Origin of the sequence: Halorientalis salina, from assembly GCF_005049285.1 — an archaeon.
GTDB classification, from domain to species: Archaea; Halobacteriota; Halobacteria; order Halobacteriales; family Haloarculaceae; genus Halorientalis; species Halorientalis salina.
Genome location: NZ_SOSC01000001.1, coordinates 140,089 through 155,700 on the forward strand (window position 1 = coordinate 140,089; position 15,612 = coordinate 155,700).

23 protein-coding genes and 2 tRNA genes are annotated in these 15,612 nt (G+C 64.8%); 5 read left to right on the forward strand and 20 right to left on the reverse strand.

Annotation, left to right across the window (positions count from 1 at the left end; translation table 11 throughout):
- Positions 1-77 precede the first annotated feature (77 nt).
- The 18 genes from E2481_RS00695 to moaA form a co-directional block, all read right to left on the reverse strand.
- A complete protein-coding gene (locus E2481_RS00695) occupies positions 78-836 on the reverse strand; it encodes an isopentenyl phosphate kinase (protein WP_136715200.1) in 759 nt (252 codons plus the stop codon).
- The gene (mvk, locus tag E2481_RS00700; protein WP_136715201.1) at positions 837-1,829 is read right to left on the reverse strand and encodes a mevalonate kinase; all 993 of its coding nucleotides are present in this window, start codon (positions 1,827-1,829) and stop codon (positions 837-839) included.
- A 52-nt stretch (positions 1,830-1,881) separates the two neighbouring features.
- Positions 1,882-2,262 carry a DUF5518 domain-containing protein gene (locus tag E2481_RS00705; protein WP_136715202.1) on the reverse strand — a complete coding sequence of 127 codons (381 nt, stop codon included), beginning with the start codon at positions 2,260-2,262 and terminating at the stop codon, positions 1,882-1,884.
- Between the two features lie 64 nt (positions 2,263-2,326).
- Positions 2,327-3,133 carry a 30S ribosomal protein S2 gene (gene rpsB, locus E2481_RS00710; RefSeq protein WP_136715203.1) on the reverse strand — a complete coding sequence of 269 codons (807 nt, stop codon included), beginning with the start codon at positions 3,131-3,133 and terminating at the stop codon, positions 2,327-2,329.
- Complete coding sequence (eno, locus tag E2481_RS00715) at positions 3,130-4,332, reverse strand: phosphopyruvate hydratase (RefSeq protein ID WP_136715204.1); 1,203 nt, start codon at positions 4,330-4,332, stop codon at positions 3,130-3,132. Before eno ends, rpsB begins: the two co-directional genes overlap by 4 nt.
- Positions 4,329-4,505: a DNA-directed RNA polymerase subunit K gene (locus E2481_RS00720; RefSeq protein WP_136715205.1), complete on the reverse strand. Its 177-nt coding sequence runs from the start codon at positions 4,503-4,505 to the stop codon at positions 4,329-4,331. The genes eno and E2481_RS00720 overlap by 4 nt, the downstream gene beginning before the upstream one ends.
- Positions 4,506-4,513: 8 nt before the next feature.
- On the reverse strand, positions 4,514-4,708 hold the full coding sequence (locus tag E2481_RS00725; RefSeq protein ID WP_136715206.1) for a DNA-directed RNA polymerase subunit N: 195 nt from the start codon (positions 4,706-4,708) through the stop codon (positions 4,514-4,516).
- Between the two features lie 10 nt (positions 4,709-4,718).
- Positions 4,719-5,117 (reverse strand): 30S ribosomal protein S9, encoded by a 399-nt coding sequence (locus tag E2481_RS00730; protein ID WP_136715207.1) that lies wholly within the window; start codon positions 5,115-5,117, stop codon positions 4,719-4,721.
- Positions 5,111-5,548 carry a 50S ribosomal protein L13 gene (locus E2481_RS00735; RefSeq protein WP_136715208.1) on the reverse strand — a complete coding sequence of 146 codons (438 nt, stop codon included), beginning with the start codon at positions 5,546-5,548 and terminating at the stop codon, positions 5,111-5,113. The genes E2481_RS00730 and E2481_RS00735 overlap by 7 nt, the downstream gene beginning before the upstream one ends.
- Positions 5,545-5,895 carry a 50S ribosomal protein L18e gene (locus tag E2481_RS00740; protein ID WP_136715209.1) on the reverse strand — a complete coding sequence of 117 codons (351 nt, stop codon included), beginning with the start codon at positions 5,893-5,895 and terminating at the stop codon, positions 5,545-5,547. The genes E2481_RS00735 and E2481_RS00740 overlap by 4 nt, the downstream gene beginning before the upstream one ends.
- 21 nt (positions 5,896-5,916) lie before the next feature.
- Positions 5,917-6,001: transfer RNA gene (locus E2481_RS00745), tRNA-Leu, on the reverse strand.
- Positions 6,002-6,126: 125 nt separating this feature from the next.
- Complete coding sequence (locus tag E2481_RS00750; protein ID WP_136715210.1) at positions 6,127-6,888, reverse strand: DNA-directed RNA polymerase subunit D; 762 nt, start codon at positions 6,886-6,888, stop codon at positions 6,127-6,129.
- Between the two features lies 1 nt (position 6,889).
- Positions 6,890-7,282, reverse strand: coding sequence for a 30S ribosomal protein S11 (locus tag E2481_RS00755; RefSeq protein WP_136715211.1), 393 nt, complete (start codon positions 7,280-7,282; stop codon positions 6,890-6,892).
- A 1-nt stretch (position 7,283) separates the two neighbouring features.
- On the reverse strand, positions 7,284-7,808 hold the full coding sequence (locus tag E2481_RS00760) for a 30S ribosomal protein S4 (protein WP_136715212.1): 525 nt from the start codon (positions 7,806-7,808) through the stop codon (positions 7,284-7,286).
- A complete protein-coding gene (locus tag E2481_RS00765) occupies positions 7,808-8,344 on the reverse strand; it encodes a 30S ribosomal protein S13 (RefSeq protein ID WP_136715213.1) in 537 nt (178 codons plus the stop codon). The genes E2481_RS00760 and E2481_RS00765 overlap by 1 nt, the downstream gene beginning before the upstream one ends.
- Before the next feature lie 21 nt (positions 8,345-8,365).
- Positions 8,366-8,450, reverse strand: a tRNA-Ser gene (locus tag E2481_RS00770).
- A 147-nt stretch (positions 8,451-8,597) separates the two neighbouring features.
- Complete coding sequence (locus E2481_RS00775; RefSeq protein WP_136715214.1) at positions 8,598-8,987, reverse strand: hypothetical protein; 390 nt, start codon at positions 8,985-8,987, stop codon at positions 8,598-8,600.
- 64 nt (positions 8,988-9,051) lie between these two features.
- A complete protein-coding gene (gene moaA / locus E2481_RS00780) occupies positions 9,052-10,026 on the reverse strand; it encodes a GTP 3',8-cyclase MoaA (RefSeq protein ID WP_136715215.1) in 975 nt (324 codons plus the stop codon).
- Between the two features lie 195 nt (positions 10,027-10,221).
- On the opposite strand from moaA, the gene E2481_RS00785 reads away from it, so the two are divergent.
- From E2481_RS00785 to E2481_RS00800, 4 genes are all read left to right on the forward strand, one after another.
- The gene (locus tag E2481_RS00785) at positions 10,222-11,286 is read left to right on the forward strand and encodes an Mrp/NBP35 family ATP-binding protein (protein WP_136715216.1); all 1,065 of its coding nucleotides are present in this window, start codon (positions 10,222-10,224) and stop codon (positions 11,284-11,286) included.
- A 53-nt stretch (positions 11,287-11,339) separates the two neighbouring features.
- On the forward strand, positions 11,340-11,570 hold the full coding sequence (locus tag E2481_RS00790; RefSeq protein ID WP_136715217.1) for a hypothetical protein: 231 nt from the start codon (positions 11,340-11,342) through the stop codon (positions 11,568-11,570).
- 47 nt (positions 11,571-11,617) lie between these two features.
- The gene (locus E2481_RS00795) at positions 11,618-12,949 is read left to right on the forward strand and encodes a metallophosphoesterase (protein ID WP_136715218.1); all 1,332 of its coding nucleotides are present in this window, start codon (positions 11,618-11,620) and stop codon (positions 12,947-12,949) included.
- 135 nt (positions 12,950-13,084) lie between these two features.
- Positions 13,085-13,813: an archaellin/type IV pilin N-terminal domain-containing protein gene (locus tag E2481_RS00800; protein WP_136715219.1), complete on the forward strand. Its 729-nt coding sequence runs from the start codon at positions 13,085-13,087 to the stop codon at positions 13,811-13,813.
- Positions 13,814-13,838: 25 nt separating this feature from the next.
- Here the strand turns inward: E2481_RS00800 and E2481_RS00805 are convergent, their stop codons facing one another.
- Positions 13,839-14,279, reverse strand: coding sequence for a hypothetical protein (locus E2481_RS00805; RefSeq protein ID WP_136715220.1), 441 nt, complete (start codon positions 14,277-14,279; stop codon positions 13,839-13,841).
- A gap of 90 nt (positions 14,280-14,369) precedes the next feature.
- Between E2481_RS00805 and E2481_RS00810 the strand changes: the two genes are divergently transcribed.
- Entirely contained in the window at positions 14,370-15,404 is a 1,035-nt protein-coding gene (locus E2481_RS00810) for a tyrosine--tRNA ligase (protein WP_136715221.1), read from the forward strand.
- Between the two features lie 3 nt (positions 15,405-15,407).
- Here E2481_RS00810 and E2481_RS00815 read toward each other — a convergent pair whose 3' ends face one another.
- Positions 15,408-15,593, reverse strand: a complete 186-nt coding sequence (locus E2481_RS00815; protein ID WP_136715222.1) for a glycine zipper domain-containing protein — start codon at positions 15,591-15,593, stop codon at positions 15,408-15,410.
- Positions 15,594-15,612: the final 19 nt, after the last annotated feature.

The following is a 15,612-nucleotide window of genomic DNA, read 5'->3' on the forward strand; positions in this document are numbered from 1 at the left end:
GTTCCCCCGCTCGTTATTCGGACGTCCCCCGCGAATTCACCCTGACCGTATCGTGTCAGATATCGTTCTGTTCCGACTCACCGCGAATCGTTCGGTGGCGTCGACCCCGCGACCACGGTCCCGGGTGCAGACCCCGCCAGGAACGCGTCGAGGTCGTCCAGACCGAACACGACTGCGGGCACCGGCAGATCCAGCAGCGTCCGTACTTTCGCGGCCATGCCACCGGTTACGTCGGTCGCGTCGCTCGCACCCAGGACGTCCGCGACTTCCGCGAAATTCTCGATCCGGGGGACGACCTCGTCGGCACTGTCCAGAACGCCCGGGACCGCTGAACACAGCCCCACGCGGTCGACCGGGAGTGCCCGACCCAGCGCGACCACGAGTTCGTCGCCGCTGAGTACCGTCGCCCCGTCGCCGCTGTGGACGACCATGTCCCCGTGGAGGACCGGCACGAACCCCTCCCCGAGCATCGCCTCGATGCCGTCGGTCGGGAGCGAGAGCGCCCCGTCCTCGTCGCGACTGGCCAGGGAGAACGGATGGACCGGAACCGCGCTGACGCCGTGATCCTGTAAGCGTTCGACCACCGCGTCGTTCAGTCGCTTCATCGCGTCGTGAACGTCGGTCACTGCGACCGCGTCGTCGGTCCCGTCGGTCGTCGACACCCCGTGTCGGTCGGCGTGATGGTGACCGAAACTGCCGCCGCCGTGGACGACGACGACATCCTCCTCTGTGCCGGCGACGGCTTCGGCGGCCGCGTCCAGGGCCGACTCGGCGATCGTTTCGGGCTCGGATTTGCGCGTGATGACGCTTCCGCCGAGTTTCAGGACGACCGTCATCTACGCCTCCTCGATCCTGACGCCGTCGGTGTCCAGTTCCGCACGGAAGGTCTGTTCACAGCCTGGCGTGTACTTCAGCGCCGTCTCGGCTTCCTCCGTCTCGTCGAGCGCGACGATACACCCGCCGCCGCCCGCACCCGTCAGTTTCGCCCCGTGGGCGTTCGACTCCCTGGCGGCCCACACCATCTCGTCGAGCGACCGCGAGGAGACGCCCAGTGCCTCTAGGAGCCCGTGATTGAAGTCCATCAGCCGGCCGAGTTCCTCGACGTCGCCCGCCGCGAGCGCTCGTTCGCCCGCGCGGACGATGTCGCCGATCGTCTCGACCGTCTCTGCGGCGAAGTCGTACTCCTCGCGCAGCGACCGGACGCCGGCCACCAGCTCGCCCGTGTCCCCCTCGCCGCCGTCGTACCCGATGACGAAGGGGAGGGTCGGCACGTCCTCGATGGCGCGGCAGTCCTCGCCTTCGACCCGGACCGCCCCACCGACGGCACAACAGAACGTGTCCGCCCGCGAGGCCTGGCCGTCCTGCACCTCGTATTCGACCTGATAGGCCCGCTCGGCGATCTCTCTCGGGGTGAGTTCGACGCCGAGTTCCCGGGTCGCCGCGTCGATGGCCGCGACGACGACGGCCGCCGAGGAACCGAGCCCCGCACCGAGCGGGATCGTGCTCTCGACGCTGATCTCGAAGCCCGCGTCGGGGCGATCGGCCGCTTCTCGGGCCTGCTCGGCGGCACCGTTCAGATACCCCACGCCGGCCTCGATCAGGCCAGGAGCCACGTCGACGTCTGGCTGCACGTCGGCATCGCTGTCGTATTCGACGGTGAACCCGTCGAGCGTGAGGTCCGCCGCGTGGACTCTGAGCGCGTCGTCGTCGCGTTCCTCGACCTCGACGGTCGCCCGGCGCTCGATCGCACAGGGGACCGCCGGCTCGCCGTACACCACCGCGTGCTCCCCGAACAGGTACACCTTCCCGGGAGCGCTCGATACGACCATACCTCCCGTTCCGACCCCGTGCTTAAGGAGATTTCCGACTGCGCCGACCGATTCAGAACACGTCTTCTCGCTTGAGGTACTCGCCGAGGTACCCGCCCAGCGCCCCAAGGCCGACGGCGTACACCAGCGCGAAGCCGAGTCCGAACACGATGACGGTGATCCCCATCGCGCCCGTGAACCCTGCGCCGGGACCGGCCCCCATCATTCCGCCCATCACCGGCATGAACGCGAACAGACTCCCGAAGAAAACGGCGATCAACAGGAGCGGAATCGACGCGATCACGCCCGACAGCGCGCCGACTTTCATGCCGTCATGCCCGTTCAGATACCCCGCGACTACGCCCCCGATCAGCGGCGCAAAGCCGGTAAACGTCGTCAGGACGGTCACCACTGCGCCGATGAGTGCGTTCGTCCCGGTATCGCCGTCGTTCATAGGTGTCACTCATCGGGCGAGCGGAAATAGATGCCAGATACGCGACCGAAACGAAAAACCTGCGTTAAAGTTCGCTCTCGAAGTCCTCGAGCGCGTAGGCCGGCTCCGCACCGCGGCGGTCGAGCGTCTCGTTGGCCAGCAGCCAGTAGACGACCGACAGCGCTTTTCGACCCTTGTTGTTCGTCGGCACCACGAGGTCGACGTTCCCGATGCCGTTGTTCGAGTCACACATCGCGATGACCGGAATCCCAACGGTGATGGCCTCCTTGACTGCCTGGGAGTCCCCGATGGGGTCGGTCACGACCACGACGTCCGGCTCGATGTAGCCTTCGTAGTCCGGGTTCGTCAGCGTACCCGGGATGAACCGACCGGTGCGTGCGCGTGCGCCGACGGCGTCGGCGAACTTCTCGGCCGGGAACCGGCCGTACTGGCGCGAACTCGCCACGAGCACCTGCTCGGGGTCGTAGTCGGCCAGGAAGTCCGCCGCCGTGCGGATGCGCTGGTCGGTCATCGACACGTCGAGCACGTACAGCCCGTCGGTCCGGACGCGGTGGATGAACCGCTCCATGTCCTGGGTCTTCTGCTGGGTCCCGATGTGGACACCTGCCGCCAGGTAGTCCTCGACCGGGATCAGCAGGTCAGCCTCGTCGTCGGGCATGACGTCCTCGTCCAGTCGCGGCTCTTCGTCTTCTTCCTCCTCGACTGGCTCAGTTTCGGTCTCCTCGGCTACCTCGTCGGTAGCGTCGGGCGATTCCTCGTCGGGCTCGTCGGCCTCGGGCTGTTCGGCCACGGTTCCGGCCTCGCCAGCCGGTTCCGGGTCGACGTCCGATTCGCTGGCGTCGAGCCCCTCCTCCTCGTTGTTACCGCTCATGCGTTGTCCTCTATGCGGATGAGTTCGTTCAGCTTCGCTGTTCGCTCGCCGCCGACCGCGCCCGTCTTGATGAACGGGGCATCGGTCGCCACGGCGAGGTGTGCAATCGTCGCGTCCTCGGTCTCTCCGCTCCGGTGGGAGACGACCGGCTCGTACCCGTTCTCGACCGCCATCTCGATGGCGTCGAACGCGTCCGTCAGCGTCCCGATCTGGTTGGGTTTGATGAGGATGCTGTTTGCCGCTCCGACCTCGATCCCCTCGGCGAGTCGCTCCGTGTTCGTCACGAACAGGTCGTCGCCACAGATCAGCGTCTGGTTGCCGACCTGGTCCGTGAGGTCAGCGAATGCCTCGTAGTCGTTCTCGTCGAGCGGGTCCTCGACGTAGACGAGGTCGTACTCGGAGACCAGGTCCGCGACGTACTCGATCTGCTCGTCAGTGTCGCGTTCCACGTCGCCGTAGCGGTAGACCTCGTCGTCGCCGTCGTACAACTCGGCGCCGGCCATGTCGAGGCCGAAGCCGATCTCGAACCCGACCTCGTCCTCGACCGTCTCGACGGCCTCGGCCACGATCTCGAACGCCTCGGCGTCGTCGATGGAGGGCGCCCACGCACCCTCGTCACCCTTGCCCGCGGGCAGGTCCCGCTCGGACAGGATGTCGTGAACCGCGCCGTGGACGGCGGCGTTCGCAAACACCGCGTCGGAGACGCTCGGTGCGCCCACCGGTGCGGCGAGGAACTCCTGGATGTGCGTCGCGTCGGCGGCGTGTTCGCCACCACCGATGACGTTTCCGAGTGGGGTCGGGAAGTTCCGACCTCGGAACGCGCCGCCGAGGTGCTGGTACAGGGGAATCCCCTGGACGTCGGCACCGGCCTTGGCCGCGGCCATGCTGATGGCGACGGCGCTGTTCGCGCCGATTTCCGAGAAGTCGTCCGTGCCGTCCGCGCCGTGGAGTATCTCGTCGACGCCGCGCTGGTCGCCTGCGTACGCTTCCCCGACGAGCCGTGGCACTGCCTTCTCTCGCGCCCTCGCGATGGCCTCGTTGGCTGGCAGTTCGATCGCCTCGTACTCGCCGGTCGAGGCACCGCTCGGTGCCGCGCCGCGACCGAAGCCGCCACTCTCGGTGGCGACCTCCGCCTCGACCGTCGGGTTCCCCCGGGAGTCGAGAACGCGACGCAGGCGCACGTCGGAGACGAGCGTCATTGCTCACCACGCCTGACCGTGAAGGGCAGGACGCCAGCGTCGTACTCCTCGGCGGCGATGAGGATCGGCTGGGTCTGCTCGGTATCGATGAGCACCGGCGCGCCGTATGCCACCTGCAGGGCTCGCGCCCCGATGATGCGTGCCTTCTCGTATCGGTTGTCCTGTTGTACCATGCGTTGGGTCACTGGTATGGTGCCACGATGTCGACGAGGTCCTTGTGCGAAACGAGCATTCGACGACAGCAGTGACGCTCGACGCCGAGTTCGTCGAGGACCGCTTCGGGGTCCTCGTCGCCCTCCTTCGCCCGGGCTTTGAACTCTTCCCAATGCTCGCCGACCACGTTACCACAGGTGAAACACCGAACCGGTACCATCATACTTGATCACCTAGCGGTAGGACTTCTGATAGCGCGCGCGTGCACCAGGTCCGCCCCATTTCTTGGGTTCGGACTGGCGGACGTCGTTGACCAGTAGCGACCGGTCGAACTCCATGAACGCGTCGCGCAGTTCCGCATCGTTTGTGTGCTGGACCAGCCCGCGAGCGATGGCGGTTCGCACCGCGTCCGCCTGCCCGCTCGTCCCGCCGCCTTCGACCTGCACGTCGACGTCGATGTCGTCGCGCATCTCGTCGTCGGCGATGCGGAACGGCTCCAGCATCTTCAGTCGCGACAGCTCCGGTTCGACGAGTTCGACCGGCCGGGAGTTGACCCGAACCAGGCCCTCGCCGTCGTGGATCGTCGCACGAGCGATAGCCGTCTTCTTCTTGCCTGATGTGTTCGTTACCATGTAACCGTAGCTCCGAGTTTTTCGCTGATTTCGCCCATCTGGACGAACTTGATGTTCGAGAGCCGATCCAGCGACGTCCCCTCGATGACCTCGCCGTCGTCGTCGTGGGGGTTGCCGATGTAGACCCGGATGTCCTCGAACGCCTCGCGACCGCGCGGCTTCTTGTAGGGCAGCATGCCCCGAATGGAGCGCTTGAAGATGCGGTCGGGCTGTTTCGGGTAGTACGGACCGCGGTCCGAGCCGACGTCACGGCGCTTCTGGAACGTCTCCATGACGTTCTCCTTGCGACCGGTGATGACCGCCTGCTCAGCGTTGATGACCTTGACGCGGTTACCGTCGAGGGCGCGTTCGGCGACCTCGCTGGCGACGCGACCGAGGATGCAGTCGCGCGCATCGATGACGACATCCGCATCGAATTCCGCGACGCTCATCGGACCACCCGTACGTTCGATCCGTCCGGATTCTGTTCGAGTGCCTGTTCGAGATTCATGGTTTCGCCGACCTGGTCGATCTTCGTCTGGGCCGTTCCGGAGAAGTCCACGGCTGCAACGGTGACGTCCTTCTGCAGGACGCCGCTGCCGAGGACCTTTCCGGGCACGACGACGGTCTCGTCTTCCCGGGCGTACCGCTCGATGCGGCCCAGGTTGACTTCCGCGTGCGTGCTGCGTGGCTTCTCCAATCGCTCTGCCACGTCACTCCAGACGTCTCCGCCCGAGTCGCGGGCGGTAGACTTCAGGTCAGCGATGAGACTACGGAGTCTCGGATTCGTCTTGCTCATGACCTACCTCCTGTAAGAAAGTGCAGGGAGCAGGATTTGAACCTGCGGACCCCTACGGGACAGCGCCCTGAACGCTGCGCCGTTGGCCTGACTTGGCTATCCCTGCGCGCAGTAGTCAGTTCCAACTGCCCCTTCAAACCGCTTTCGGTTGATCCCGAATCGGCCCGGCCGCTCTCCAGGGGCGCGGGGGCGTCATGTCGGGGTCGGTCAGGGGCAGTAGTATTCATTGTTCTATAGCTGTACAGCGTCTTTCAGATCGCTCGCTCGATCGTGGAGCGTGTCGACTGCCTGCGTGACGAGCTCCTCGACCGTGAACGACCCGTCCGTCTCGACGTGGAACACGAACGCGTTCGGCACGTCTTCGACGACGAGTTCCTTGCCGGGGAACCGGTTCGTCAGGTCGTTGTCGAACTCCTCGGTCGGCACGAGTTCGCCGTCGTCCTCGATGACCCCACGAAGGATGTGGGGCTCGTCCTCGCCGAACTCGTCGGTGTCGCCGACGACCTCGACGGTCTGCAGGTGGCGATAGCCGACCGCGACGCCACCCTGGTGTTTGGCGTGTTCCCGACCGCGGTCGTACACCGCGTCCGCCTCGACTTCGAGGCGCTGGGGGGTTTCCGACCCCTCCGGGTCCTTCAGATCGATGATCGGGACGTTCTTGTCCGCCGGCTCGACCTGTGCGTCCTGACTGACCATGTCGCCCGAGTAGGCCGTCCCCGGACCTTCGACGTCCAGGGCCAGCGTCGTCGTCTCGCCGATCTCGTAATCGTCGGGCGTCGTCAGCGGCACCAGGCCCAGTCGGTGTGCGATCTGCTCGTCGAACATCACCGACGAGTTCTCGATGACCCGCACTTCGTCGATCGAGAGCGTCGGCACGTCGGCGATCATCGCCCGACGGATGCCGTTGGCAAAGGCCGGCGTGATGTCGCGCACGAGGAACCGTGCTTCCCGGTCGCCCCGTTCGATGAACGTTACGTCGTAATCCGGTACCATCTTAGAATCCGCTGTTTTTGGGGGCGCGGGTCCCGTCGTGCGGGGTCGGTGTCACGTCCTCGATACGACCGATCTCTAGGCCGGCTCGCGCCAGCGCCCGGATGGTCGCCTGCGCACCCGGTCCGGGGTTGGTCTGCTGGTTGCCACCGGGACCGCGAACGCGCACGTGGACGCCTTCGACGCCCTGTGCCCTGACCTCTTCCGCGACGGTTTCGGCCATCTGCATCGCCGCGTACGGCGACGCCTCGTCGCGGTTCTGCTTGACGACCGTCCCACCGGAGGACTTCGCGAGCGTCTCCGCGCCGGTCTGGTCCGTGATGGTGATGATCGTGTTGTTGAACGATGCGTGTACGTGGGCGATGCCCCAGATGTCGTCTGGTCCTTCCTCTGGCATGTTACTGTTCCTCCGCTCGCTCCGGGTGGAGTTCGTCCGTCAGCGCACTCGCGCTGTCGAACTCGACGGTGTCTTCCTCCGCGACGGTCACCTTCGCCGACGGCTCGGTGACGCGCCGACCCTCCATGCGAATGTGGCCGTGGGAGATGAACTGGCGGGCCTGGCTCGCCGTGTTGGCGAGGCCTTTCCGGTAGACGACCGTCTGGAGACGACGCTCCAGAACGTCCGTCACGTCCAGCGACAGGATGTCGTCCAGCCCGTCTTCCTCGCCCAGAATCCCGAGTTTCTGCAGTCGGGCCAGGAACTCCTCGGACTCCTTGGCCGCGGCCTCGGCCTCGCCGGCGGCCGCGCCGAGCAGCTGGCGGGCCTCACGCCGGAAGGATCGAAGCTCGGACTGTGCGCGCCAGAGCTCCTCTTTGTTCTTCAGGCCGTAGCGGCCGACGAGGTCGTGCTCGCCGGCGATGCGTTCGCCCTGGAAGGGGTGGTTCGGCGTCTCGTAGAGCTTCGTGTTGGAACCGAGCGCCATTATTCCTCACCACCCTCCTCTTCGGCGGCGGCCTCCTCGGCCTGTTCTTCCTTGATCGCTTCGACGTTGACACCGATGGTGCCCTCGGTACGACCGGTGGACTTCGTTCGCTGTCCCCGTACCTTCTGGCCGCGCTTGTGGCGGACGCCGCGGTAGGAATCGATCATCTTCATGCGGTTGATGTCCTGTCGGCGAGTCATCCCGAGATCGTTGCCGATCTCGTGGGTCGTCTCGCCGCTGAAGTAGTCCGACTGGTGGTTCGTCATCCAGTCAGGCACCTCGTCGGCGAAGCTCTCGACGTGTTCGACGATCTCGTCGATCTCGTCGTCCTCGAGCTTTCCGAAGATGGCCCGGCGATCGATGCCGGATTTCTCGCTGATAATGCGGGCAGCTCGGTGCCCGATCCCGTTCATGTCTGTCAGTGCTCGCTCGACGGACTTCGTGCCGTCGAGGTCTGTCTGTCCGATTCGAACGAAGTAGCGGATGTCCTCTTCGTCTTCCGCGTCCTCGTCCGGTTGTGGGTCTTCTGCACTCATGTGTAACCGTTTTTGGGTGAGCGTCGTGGCGGGGATTCGAACCCCGGAGGCTTGACGCCACAGAGTTAGCAACCCTGCGCCTTGGGCCAGACTTGGCTACCACGACCCGCTTGGCTTCATACTTGTCGCCCACGAGGTCTCCGACCTCGGTGACTCGGGACCCGGCGCCCCTGCACGATCTGTGTCTGTTCTTCTCCTCGGTCCCTACTTAAACATCACGAAAGCGTTTCCCCGGTTCCGACTCGGCAGCCGGTTACTCCGCGTGCTGACGCACGACGAGAACGGAGAGGTTCAGCAGCCAGGTCCCGAGGAACGCGACGATACCGCCGAGAAACGCCGACAGCTCCAGACTCTCGGTGGCGACGACGAAGAACCCGACGAACTCGACGGCGGCGATCCCACAGGCCACGAGTACCCATCCCACGGTTTTCGGGGTGCGGTCGTAAGCCGGCCCGTAGTCGTCGTAGGCCGTCGGCACGCCGACTGCAAGCGTCATCAGCAGGAGGAAACTCCCCTCGTAGGTGAACGCGACGTTGAACGCGTACGCGGTCGGGGCGGCGACGGCGATGGCCGTGTAGATACTGACGTTGCGCTGGCTCGTCGCTCGGTCGAGAAATCCTGTTGTCGTCTGACTGGAGGGCATTGTCGGTGATTCGTTCCGAGCCGGTGAAAAGGATACGACGAATTTCCGGGTCGGAGAACCCGTATCAGGCTCCGATGTACTCCTCGTTGATGACCCACTCGCCGTCGTCGTCTTGGATCATGTACTCGCCGTAGTAGGGAACCCGGTTTGCCACGACTTCGCGGAACGTCTCCCGGATCTCGGGTTTCGACATCTCGCCCATCGACCGGAGGTCGTCGTTGCGGTTGAGACACCCCTTGAGGTATCCTTCGTGCGTGACGCGCACGCGGTGGCAGTTCTGGCAGAACTCAGCGTTCTCGACGGGGTCGACGACCTCCACCATCCCGCCTTCGTCGGAATCGCCACCGATCCAGTACCGTCGGCGGTCGTGCATCTCCCGGTGTTCGATCTCCTCGGCCTGCTCTTCGAGCCAGCCGTGCACCCGTTCGATCTCGATGGCCCACTCCGGACGACCGGCCAGTTCTGGCATGTACTCGATAAGTTGCAACTGGAGGCCGTCGTTGTCGGCGACGTACTCGACCATCTCCGGGACGTACCCGGCCGTGTGCTCGAAGACGACCATGTTCAGTTTCACCGGGTCCAGGCCGGCATCGACGGCGGCTTTGACGCCCTCGATGACGGCGTCGTACTCGCCGCTCTTGGTAACCTCCTTGAACGCGTCGGCGTCGAGCGCGTCCTGGGAGACGTTCACTCGGTCGAGACCGGCGTCGACCAGTTCGTCGGCCCGCTCGGGGAGGAACGTCCCGTTGGTGGTCAGCGAGGTCTCCATGCTGTCAGGTGTCCGTCGGACGATCTCGGCGAGGTCGTCCCGGAGCATCGGTTCACCACCGGTGAACTTCGCCGCGTCGACGTCGAACTCCTCGGCGACCTCGAGGAATCGAACGACGTCGTCGGTCGACATCTCGTCGTCCTGGGGGTCCATGGGGCCCCGTGTGTCGCCGAGCCCCTCGTTGTGGCAGTAGACGCAGTCGAAGTTACAGCGGTCGGTCAGCGAGATGCGCACCCCTGTCACCTCGCGACCGAACCCGTCGACTAACATACCTTCCCGTCAGAACTGCGAGTGCTTAAATGCGGTGTCGACTTGCGGTCGTATGTAACTGGTAATGGTTAACTCGGTAGGTGGAGGACATGTCGAATACGTCCGCCGTACGGACGGTTGCGCGGCTGACAGACTCGAAATCGGATCTGAGACGAGTTCACAACCCTTTTCGACGCCGGCCGGGTTACGTTCGGTATGGACGAAATCGACGTGTTCGACCGACTGGAGTCGGTCGAAGACCCCGACCTCGGCGGCGACATCGTCTCGCTGGGGCTGGTCAACGACGTAACCATCGAGGGGGACACCATCCACGTCTCGCTCGTGCTCGGCGCGCCGTACTCGCCGACAGAGACAGCCATCGCCGAGTCGGTACGCGAGGCCCTCTCGGACGTCGACTACGAGATCGACCTCTCGGCCGAGGTCGACAGCGGCCTCACCGCCGACGAGCAGGTGCTCCCGAACGTCGAGAACATCATCGCCGTCGCCTCCGGGAAGGGCGGCGTGGGCAAATCGACCGTCGCCGTCAACCTCGCGGCCGGGCTCTCACAGATGGGCGCACGCGTGGGCCTGTTCGACGCGGACATCTACGGGCCGAACGTCCCCCGGATGGTCGACACGGACGAACGCCCCAAAGCCACGCAAGACGAGCAACTCGTGCCAGTCGAGAAGTTCGGCATGAAGCTGATGAGCATGGACTTCCTCGTCGGCGAGGACGACCCCGTCATCTGGCGCGGCCCGATGGTCCACAAGGTCCTGACCCAGCTCTGGGAGGACGTCGAGTGGGGCGCGCTCGACTACATGATCGTCGACCTCCCGCCGGGGACCGGCGACACCCAGCTGACCCTGCTCCAGAGCGTGCCCGTCTCGGGCGCGGTCATCGTCACGACGCCCCAGGAAGTCGCGATCGACGACGCGCGCAAGGGCCTGGAGATGTTCGGCAAACACGAGACGCCGGTGCTTGGCATCGTCGAGAACATGAGCACCTTCCACTGTCCGGACTGTGGCTCGGAACACCACATCTTCGGCGAGGGCGGCGGCGAGGCGTTCGCCGACGAGTCCGACATGCCCTTCCTGGGTTCGATCCCGCTCGATCCCAGCGTTCGGGAGGGCGGCGACGATGGTCGACCGGTCGTCCTGGACGCCGAGTCCGAGACCGGTGGGGCGTTCCGGGAGTTCGCCGAGTCGGCGGCCGACATGCAGGGAATCGTTCACCGCCGCGGCATCTCGGTCCAGCGGTCAGAGCCGGAACACTCTCACTGAACTGCCGCCGGTCTCGGGGCCAGCGGTTTACCGCCGGAGCCCCAACCGTCAGTATGCCGCGACACGAAGCGACCCTCGATATCGACTCGGAGACGGATTCACACGCGGTCAGACATCTCATGGAAGTGATGTACGACACGCTCCGAGAGGAATTACGCGCGAGCGACGGCGCTTCGAAGGAGACGCTCGCGGACTTCAAAGAGATCCGAAAGGCGACCGAAGCGTCCACGCCCGGAACCCTGAAACTCGTCTACGAGACGCGCGAGGAGTCGTTCGAGGACTGAGGGCCGAAGAACAACTCCTTTAGAGCGTGGGCTCTCAATCGGAGTAGATGGCCAGTACCGACGATCGCGTCTACTACGTGATCAGCGATCTCCACATCGGTGGGGACGAGCAACTGGAGGACGTGGAGTTCCTCCCGGAGTTGCTCGACTTTCTGGACCGCTTGGCGACGACCGACGAGGACGCGGCACTGGTGATCAACGGCGACGCCTTCGGACTCTGGGAGTTCACCACGGTCGACGGGATGGCCAAGTTCGACGTACTGGAAGAGACGTACCCGGAACTGTTCGAGCAGTTGCGAGCGACCGGCGAGAACGTCCCGATCACGCTGATCCCGGGCAATCACGACCACGAACTGGCGGCCTTCGACGAGTACGTCGAGCGCTTCGCCGAGTACAACGTCGACCTCGTGCAGGACGAGTCGATCACGCGCTCGATCGGCGACCGGACGATCTACTTCGAACACGGCCACCAGCAGGACCCCAACAACCGCATTGAGGACTGGGGCAACCCCCACGCGACGCCGCTGGGGTACTACTACAACACGCTCGTCACCAGTCGCGCCGGCAAACTCTCCGATCGGGGCCGGTACAACTGGCTGAAGGACGTCCAGGCGGTCACGCCGACCGAACGGATGCCGGTCTGGATGCTCTCGAAGTACTTCTATCGCGAGATGAACCCCCTCTTGCGGTACGCGCTGGTCCCGTTCCTGCTGTTGTTCAACGTCAGTGCCCTTCTGGCGGTGCTCGCCGGCCTCGACCTGCTCGGCGTCTGGTCGGCCCCCGTCGAGTGGGCGAACACGTTCCTGGGCCAGTTCGGCACCGCAGGCACCGCGGTCTGGTTCCTGTTGGTGGTGAACGTGGCGATCGTCGGACTCCTCTTGCTCGTCGGGATTCCGCTGTATTTCCTCAGACGGGACATCAGACAGACCATCGACCGCTTCGGCATCTTCGAGACGGAACTCACGGTCGACGCCGAGGAACCCTACGTCGAGGCCGCAGGGGAGCGATTCGACGAGCACCCGGAGACGCTGCTCTACTGTTACGGTCACACCCACCGCCCGAACACACGACGGGTCGGCGACGGACTGGTCGCCAACAGCGGAACGTGGCTCAAACGGCTCCACCGCCGCGACGGCGTCATCGGTATCCTCCCGCCGGTGTTCTATCCGTCCTACCAGCTGTGTGCCGTCCGCATCGCCGCCGAGGACCGGGACGTGACCGTCGAGTACGAGGCCATCGAGAAACCGAGCCCCGGCGTCGAGGAACTCACGCTCACCGAGCGACTCCTCACAGTCGGTCGGAAACCGGATTCCGACCTCCCCGAGCGGGAGGTTCTCGAAGACGTGCTGAGTGCTCCGACGCAGGCCACCGTCGAGTAGTCCGCGGTCGGCTCGAAGTGAATGAACCGGACTGCCAGTGGAATTTCAGATTCGAGAACGACGCGGAATAGTTAATATGAATTGCACTATTCAGTCACGTGTTAGGAGAGTTGTACTCTCGGATGGGATTTCGATATGTTCGACATCGATTCTGAACTCACGGAACGTCTTCGCGCACAGGTCGGTATCGGGACGCTCATCGTGTTCATCGCAATGGTGCTGGTCGCGGCGATAGCGGCCGGCGTGCTGATCAATACGGCAGGGTTCTTACAGAGCAAGTCCGAGGCGACCGGGCAACAGAGCGGCGATCAGGTGACCAATCGGATCCAGGTGCTGGATACGACTGGTCTGAAAACGGACATGGACGGTGACACTCTCGGTGGGGTCCAGTTACTCGTCGCGAAAGCGCCCGGAGCGGGGGACATCGACCTGACAGGGGTGACGATTCAGTGGATCGACAGCACCGGTTCGTACGGTGCGGTCCACGAGAAGGTGTTCGTCCAGAATGTCGAGGGCGAATTCGCCCATATCCCGATCAAAGACGATGACGGGTCCCTCGAGACAGACTCCGACAACACTCCGGTCATCAACAGCCCGGACGACAGAGCGTTGCTCGTGATCGATCTCGGTGGAAACGATGCCGGAGGGGACGATCTGATCGGCGAGGCGTACAACGCCACGGACCCAAATAGCGACGACGACGACTTCCGGTCGGACTCCGGATCTGACGGTACGATTCGAAACACGGGCCTCGCGGAAGGAGAGACGGCGACACTTCGAATCACGACCCGGTCCGGAACCGCGACCACGGTTCAGTTGGTTGTGCCGGAGTCGCTCAGCGGCAAGACCGCCGTTCGACTGTAGGCTCTCGTTTTCGACTCGGTGCAGATCACTGCTCGGCCCGCAGGTCCTCCATCGCCCACGTCACGACCCGCGCCTCGACCAGCGCACGGACCTCGCTGTTGTCGGCGTCTTCGTACTCCTCGATGACGCGCTCGCTTTCTTCGAGCATCTCTCGTTCGAGCGGTTTCTGGTCGGGCTCCTCGCGGACGGCGTTGAGCATCGCCTCGAAGTCCTCCCGGAGGTCGAAGTCCGCGCGGGCGGCGTTACATCGGGATAGCGGGCTCATCCCGGCGTCGAGTACCAGGTCGACGACGGTCTCCCAGTCGCTCTCACAGAAGTAGATGGAGACCTCGCCGACGATGTCCTGCCAGGCGATGGGGCCGCTGTTGTCCAGCAACTGGACGGCACGCGGCGGGATGTCGAGGCGCGTCGCGGTCTCGGGGTTCCCGCACAGGCAACACGGCTTCTGTCGCTTCCCCGTGTACATGCCCGCTGGTTGGGACCCAGCGAACAAATCCCCTTCCGTTCACCGACTCGACTGAGAAGCTTTTAATCGGGTGCCGAGGGAATCGGGGGTATGGACACGGCCGAACGGGTCGACCTCGTCACGCGCTACGCCGAGGAGGTCGTCACGGAGGACGAACTTGAGGAACTGCTGGCCGAGGAGTCGCCGTCGGCCTACATCGGCTACGCGCCGACCGGGGAGATGCACATCGGTCACTTCACGACCATTCGGAAACTCGCCGACCTCCTGCGGGCCGACATCGACGTGACGGTCCTCATCGCCGACCTGCACGCCCACCTGGACAGCGAGAAGAGCCCGTGGGACTTACTCGACGCTCGGAGCGAGTACTACGAGGAAGCCATCCGCGGGATGCTCGACGCCGCCGGTGCGGACGGCGACGCTATCGAGTTCGTTCGCGGACGGGACTTCCAGCTCGACGAGGAGTACACCCTGGAGATGTACCGGATGGCCGCCGAGACGACGGTCTCGCGCGCCCAGCGCGCCGGCAGCGAGGTCGTCCGCGAGAGCGACAGCCCGAATCTGGGCGGACTCATCTACTCGCTGATGCAGAGCCTCGACGTGAAGGCACTGGACGCGGACATCGCCTACGGCGGGATCGACCAGCGCGGCATCTACATGCTCGGCCGCGAACTGCTGCCCGACCACGGCGGCGACGCGCCCATCTGTCTGTTCGCCCCGCTCCTGTCGGGGCTCTCCGGCGGGAAGATGAGCGCCTCCGAAGCGTCCTCGAAGGTGAACCTCAACGACTCGCCCGAGGAAGTCGAAGAGAAGATCAACGGCGCGTACTGCCCGCAGGGGGAACTCGAGGACAACGGCGTCCTCGAATACATGCGCTACCTCGTGTTCCCGGTGCTCGCCGAGGACGACGAGCCGTTCGTCATCGAGCGCCCCGAAGAGTACGGCGGCGACATCAGCTTCGACAGCTACGAGGAACTGGAGACGGCGTTCGTCGAGGACGGGCTCCACCCGCAGGACCTGAAAAACGCGGCCGGCGAATACATCTCCGATATCATCGATCCGATCCGGCAGCGACTCGACGACCAGCCCGAACTCCTCGAAGAGGCCTATCCCGAAAAGTACGCGTAGCGTTCAACACTCCGCTCGACACCGCTTCTCGAACTTGTCTCGGGCGTCCCCGGCGATGAAGCCGAAGGCACCGCCGAACCCGGCTCCGATGCCCGCCCCGACCGGCCCGAGCGGGCTTCCTGCGATCGCGCCGACCGTCGCGCCAGTCGCCGCGCCCTTCCTGGCATGGTTGCGCTTTCGTGGGAGCATCGCATCCTCACTAGGGAAT

Bases quoted from the DNA above. Each gene is read 5' to 3' on its own strand.
- E2481_RS00760 (WP_136715212.1), bottom strand. From the start codon at position 7,808: ATGGCGCTCGGTTCCAACACGAAGCTCTACGAGACGCCGAACCACCCC.
- E2481_RS00800 (WP_136715219.1), top strand. From the start codon at position 13,085: ATGTTCGACATCGATTCTGAACTCACGGAACGTCTTCGCGCACAGGTC.
- E2481_RS00725 (WP_136715206.1), bottom strand. From the start codon at position 4,708: ATGATGGTACCGGTTCGGTGTTTCACCTGTGGTAACGTGGTCGGCGAG.
- E2481_RS00720 (WP_136715205.1), bottom strand. From the start codon at position 4,505: ATGGTACAACAGGACAACCGATACGAGAAGGCACGCATCATCGGGGCG.
- E2481_RS00735 (WP_136715208.1), bottom strand. From the start codon at position 5,548: ATGAGCGTCGCGGAATTCGATGCGGATGTCGTCATCGATGCGCGCGAC.
- E2481_RS00750 (WP_136715210.1), bottom strand. From the start codon at position 6,888: ATGGTACCGGATTACGACGTAACGTTCATCGAACGGGGCGACCGGGAA.
- E2481_RS00785 (WP_136715216.1), top strand. From the start codon at position 10,222: ATGGACGAAATCGACGTGTTCGACCGACTGGAGTCGGTCGAAGACCCC.
- E2481_RS00740 (WP_136715209.1), bottom strand. From the start codon at position 5,895: ATGAGCAAGACGAATCCGAGACTCCGTAGTCTCATCGCTGACCTGAAG.
- mvk (WP_136715201.1), bottom strand. From the start codon at position 1,829: ATGGTCGTATCGAGCGCTCCCGGGAAGGTGTACCTGTTCGGGGAGCAC.
- E2481_RS00730 (WP_136715207.1), bottom strand. From the start codon at position 5,117: ATGGTAACGAACACATCAGGCAAGAAGAAGACGGCTATCGCTCGTGCG.
- E2481_RS00695 (WP_136715200.1), bottom strand. From the start codon at position 836: ATGACGGTCGTCCTGAAACTCGGCGGAAGCGTCATCACGCGCAAATCC.
- E2481_RS00815 (WP_136715222.1), bottom strand. From the start codon at position 15,593: ATGCTCCCACGAAAGCGCAACCATGCCAGGAAGGGCGCGGCGACTGGC.
- E2481_RS00810 (WP_136715221.1), top strand. From the start codon at position 14,370: ATGGACACGGCCGAACGGGTCGACCTCGTCACGCGCTACGCCGAGGAG.
- E2481_RS00790 (WP_136715217.1), top strand. From the start codon at position 11,340: ATGCCGCGACACGAAGCGACCCTCGATATCGACTCGGAGACGGATTCA.
- E2481_RS00755 (WP_136715211.1), bottom strand. From the start codon at position 7,282: ATGCCAGAGGAAGGACCAGACGACATCTGGGGCATCGCCCACGTACAC.
- E2481_RS00805 (WP_136715220.1), bottom strand. From the start codon at position 14,279: ATGTACACGGGGAAGCGACAGAAGCCGTGTTGCCTGTGCGGGAACCCC.
- eno (WP_136715204.1), bottom strand. From the start codon at position 4,332: ATGACGCTCGTCTCCGACGTGCGCCTGCGTCGCGTTCTCGACTCCCGG.
- E2481_RS00795 (WP_136715218.1), top strand. From the start codon at position 11,618: ATGGCCAGTACCGACGATCGCGTCTACTACGTGATCAGCGATCTCCAC.
- rpsB (WP_136715203.1), bottom strand. From the start codon at position 3,133: ATGAGCGGTAACAACGAGGAGGAGGGGCTCGACGCCAGCGAATCGGAC.
- E2481_RS00775 (WP_136715214.1), bottom strand. From the start codon at position 8,987: ATGCCCTCCAGTCAGACGACAACAGGATTTCTCGACCGAGCGACGAGC.
- E2481_RS00765 (WP_136715213.1), bottom strand. From the start codon at position 8,344: ATGAGTGCAGAAGACCCACAACCGGACGAGGACGCGGAAGACGAAGAG.
- E2481_RS00705 (WP_136715202.1), bottom strand. From the start codon at position 2,262: ATGAACGACGGCGATACCGGGACGAACGCACTCATCGGCGCAGTGGTG.
- moaA (WP_136715215.1), bottom strand. From the start codon at position 10,026: ATGTTAGTCGACGGGTTCGGTCGCGAGGTGACAGGGGTGCGCATCTCG.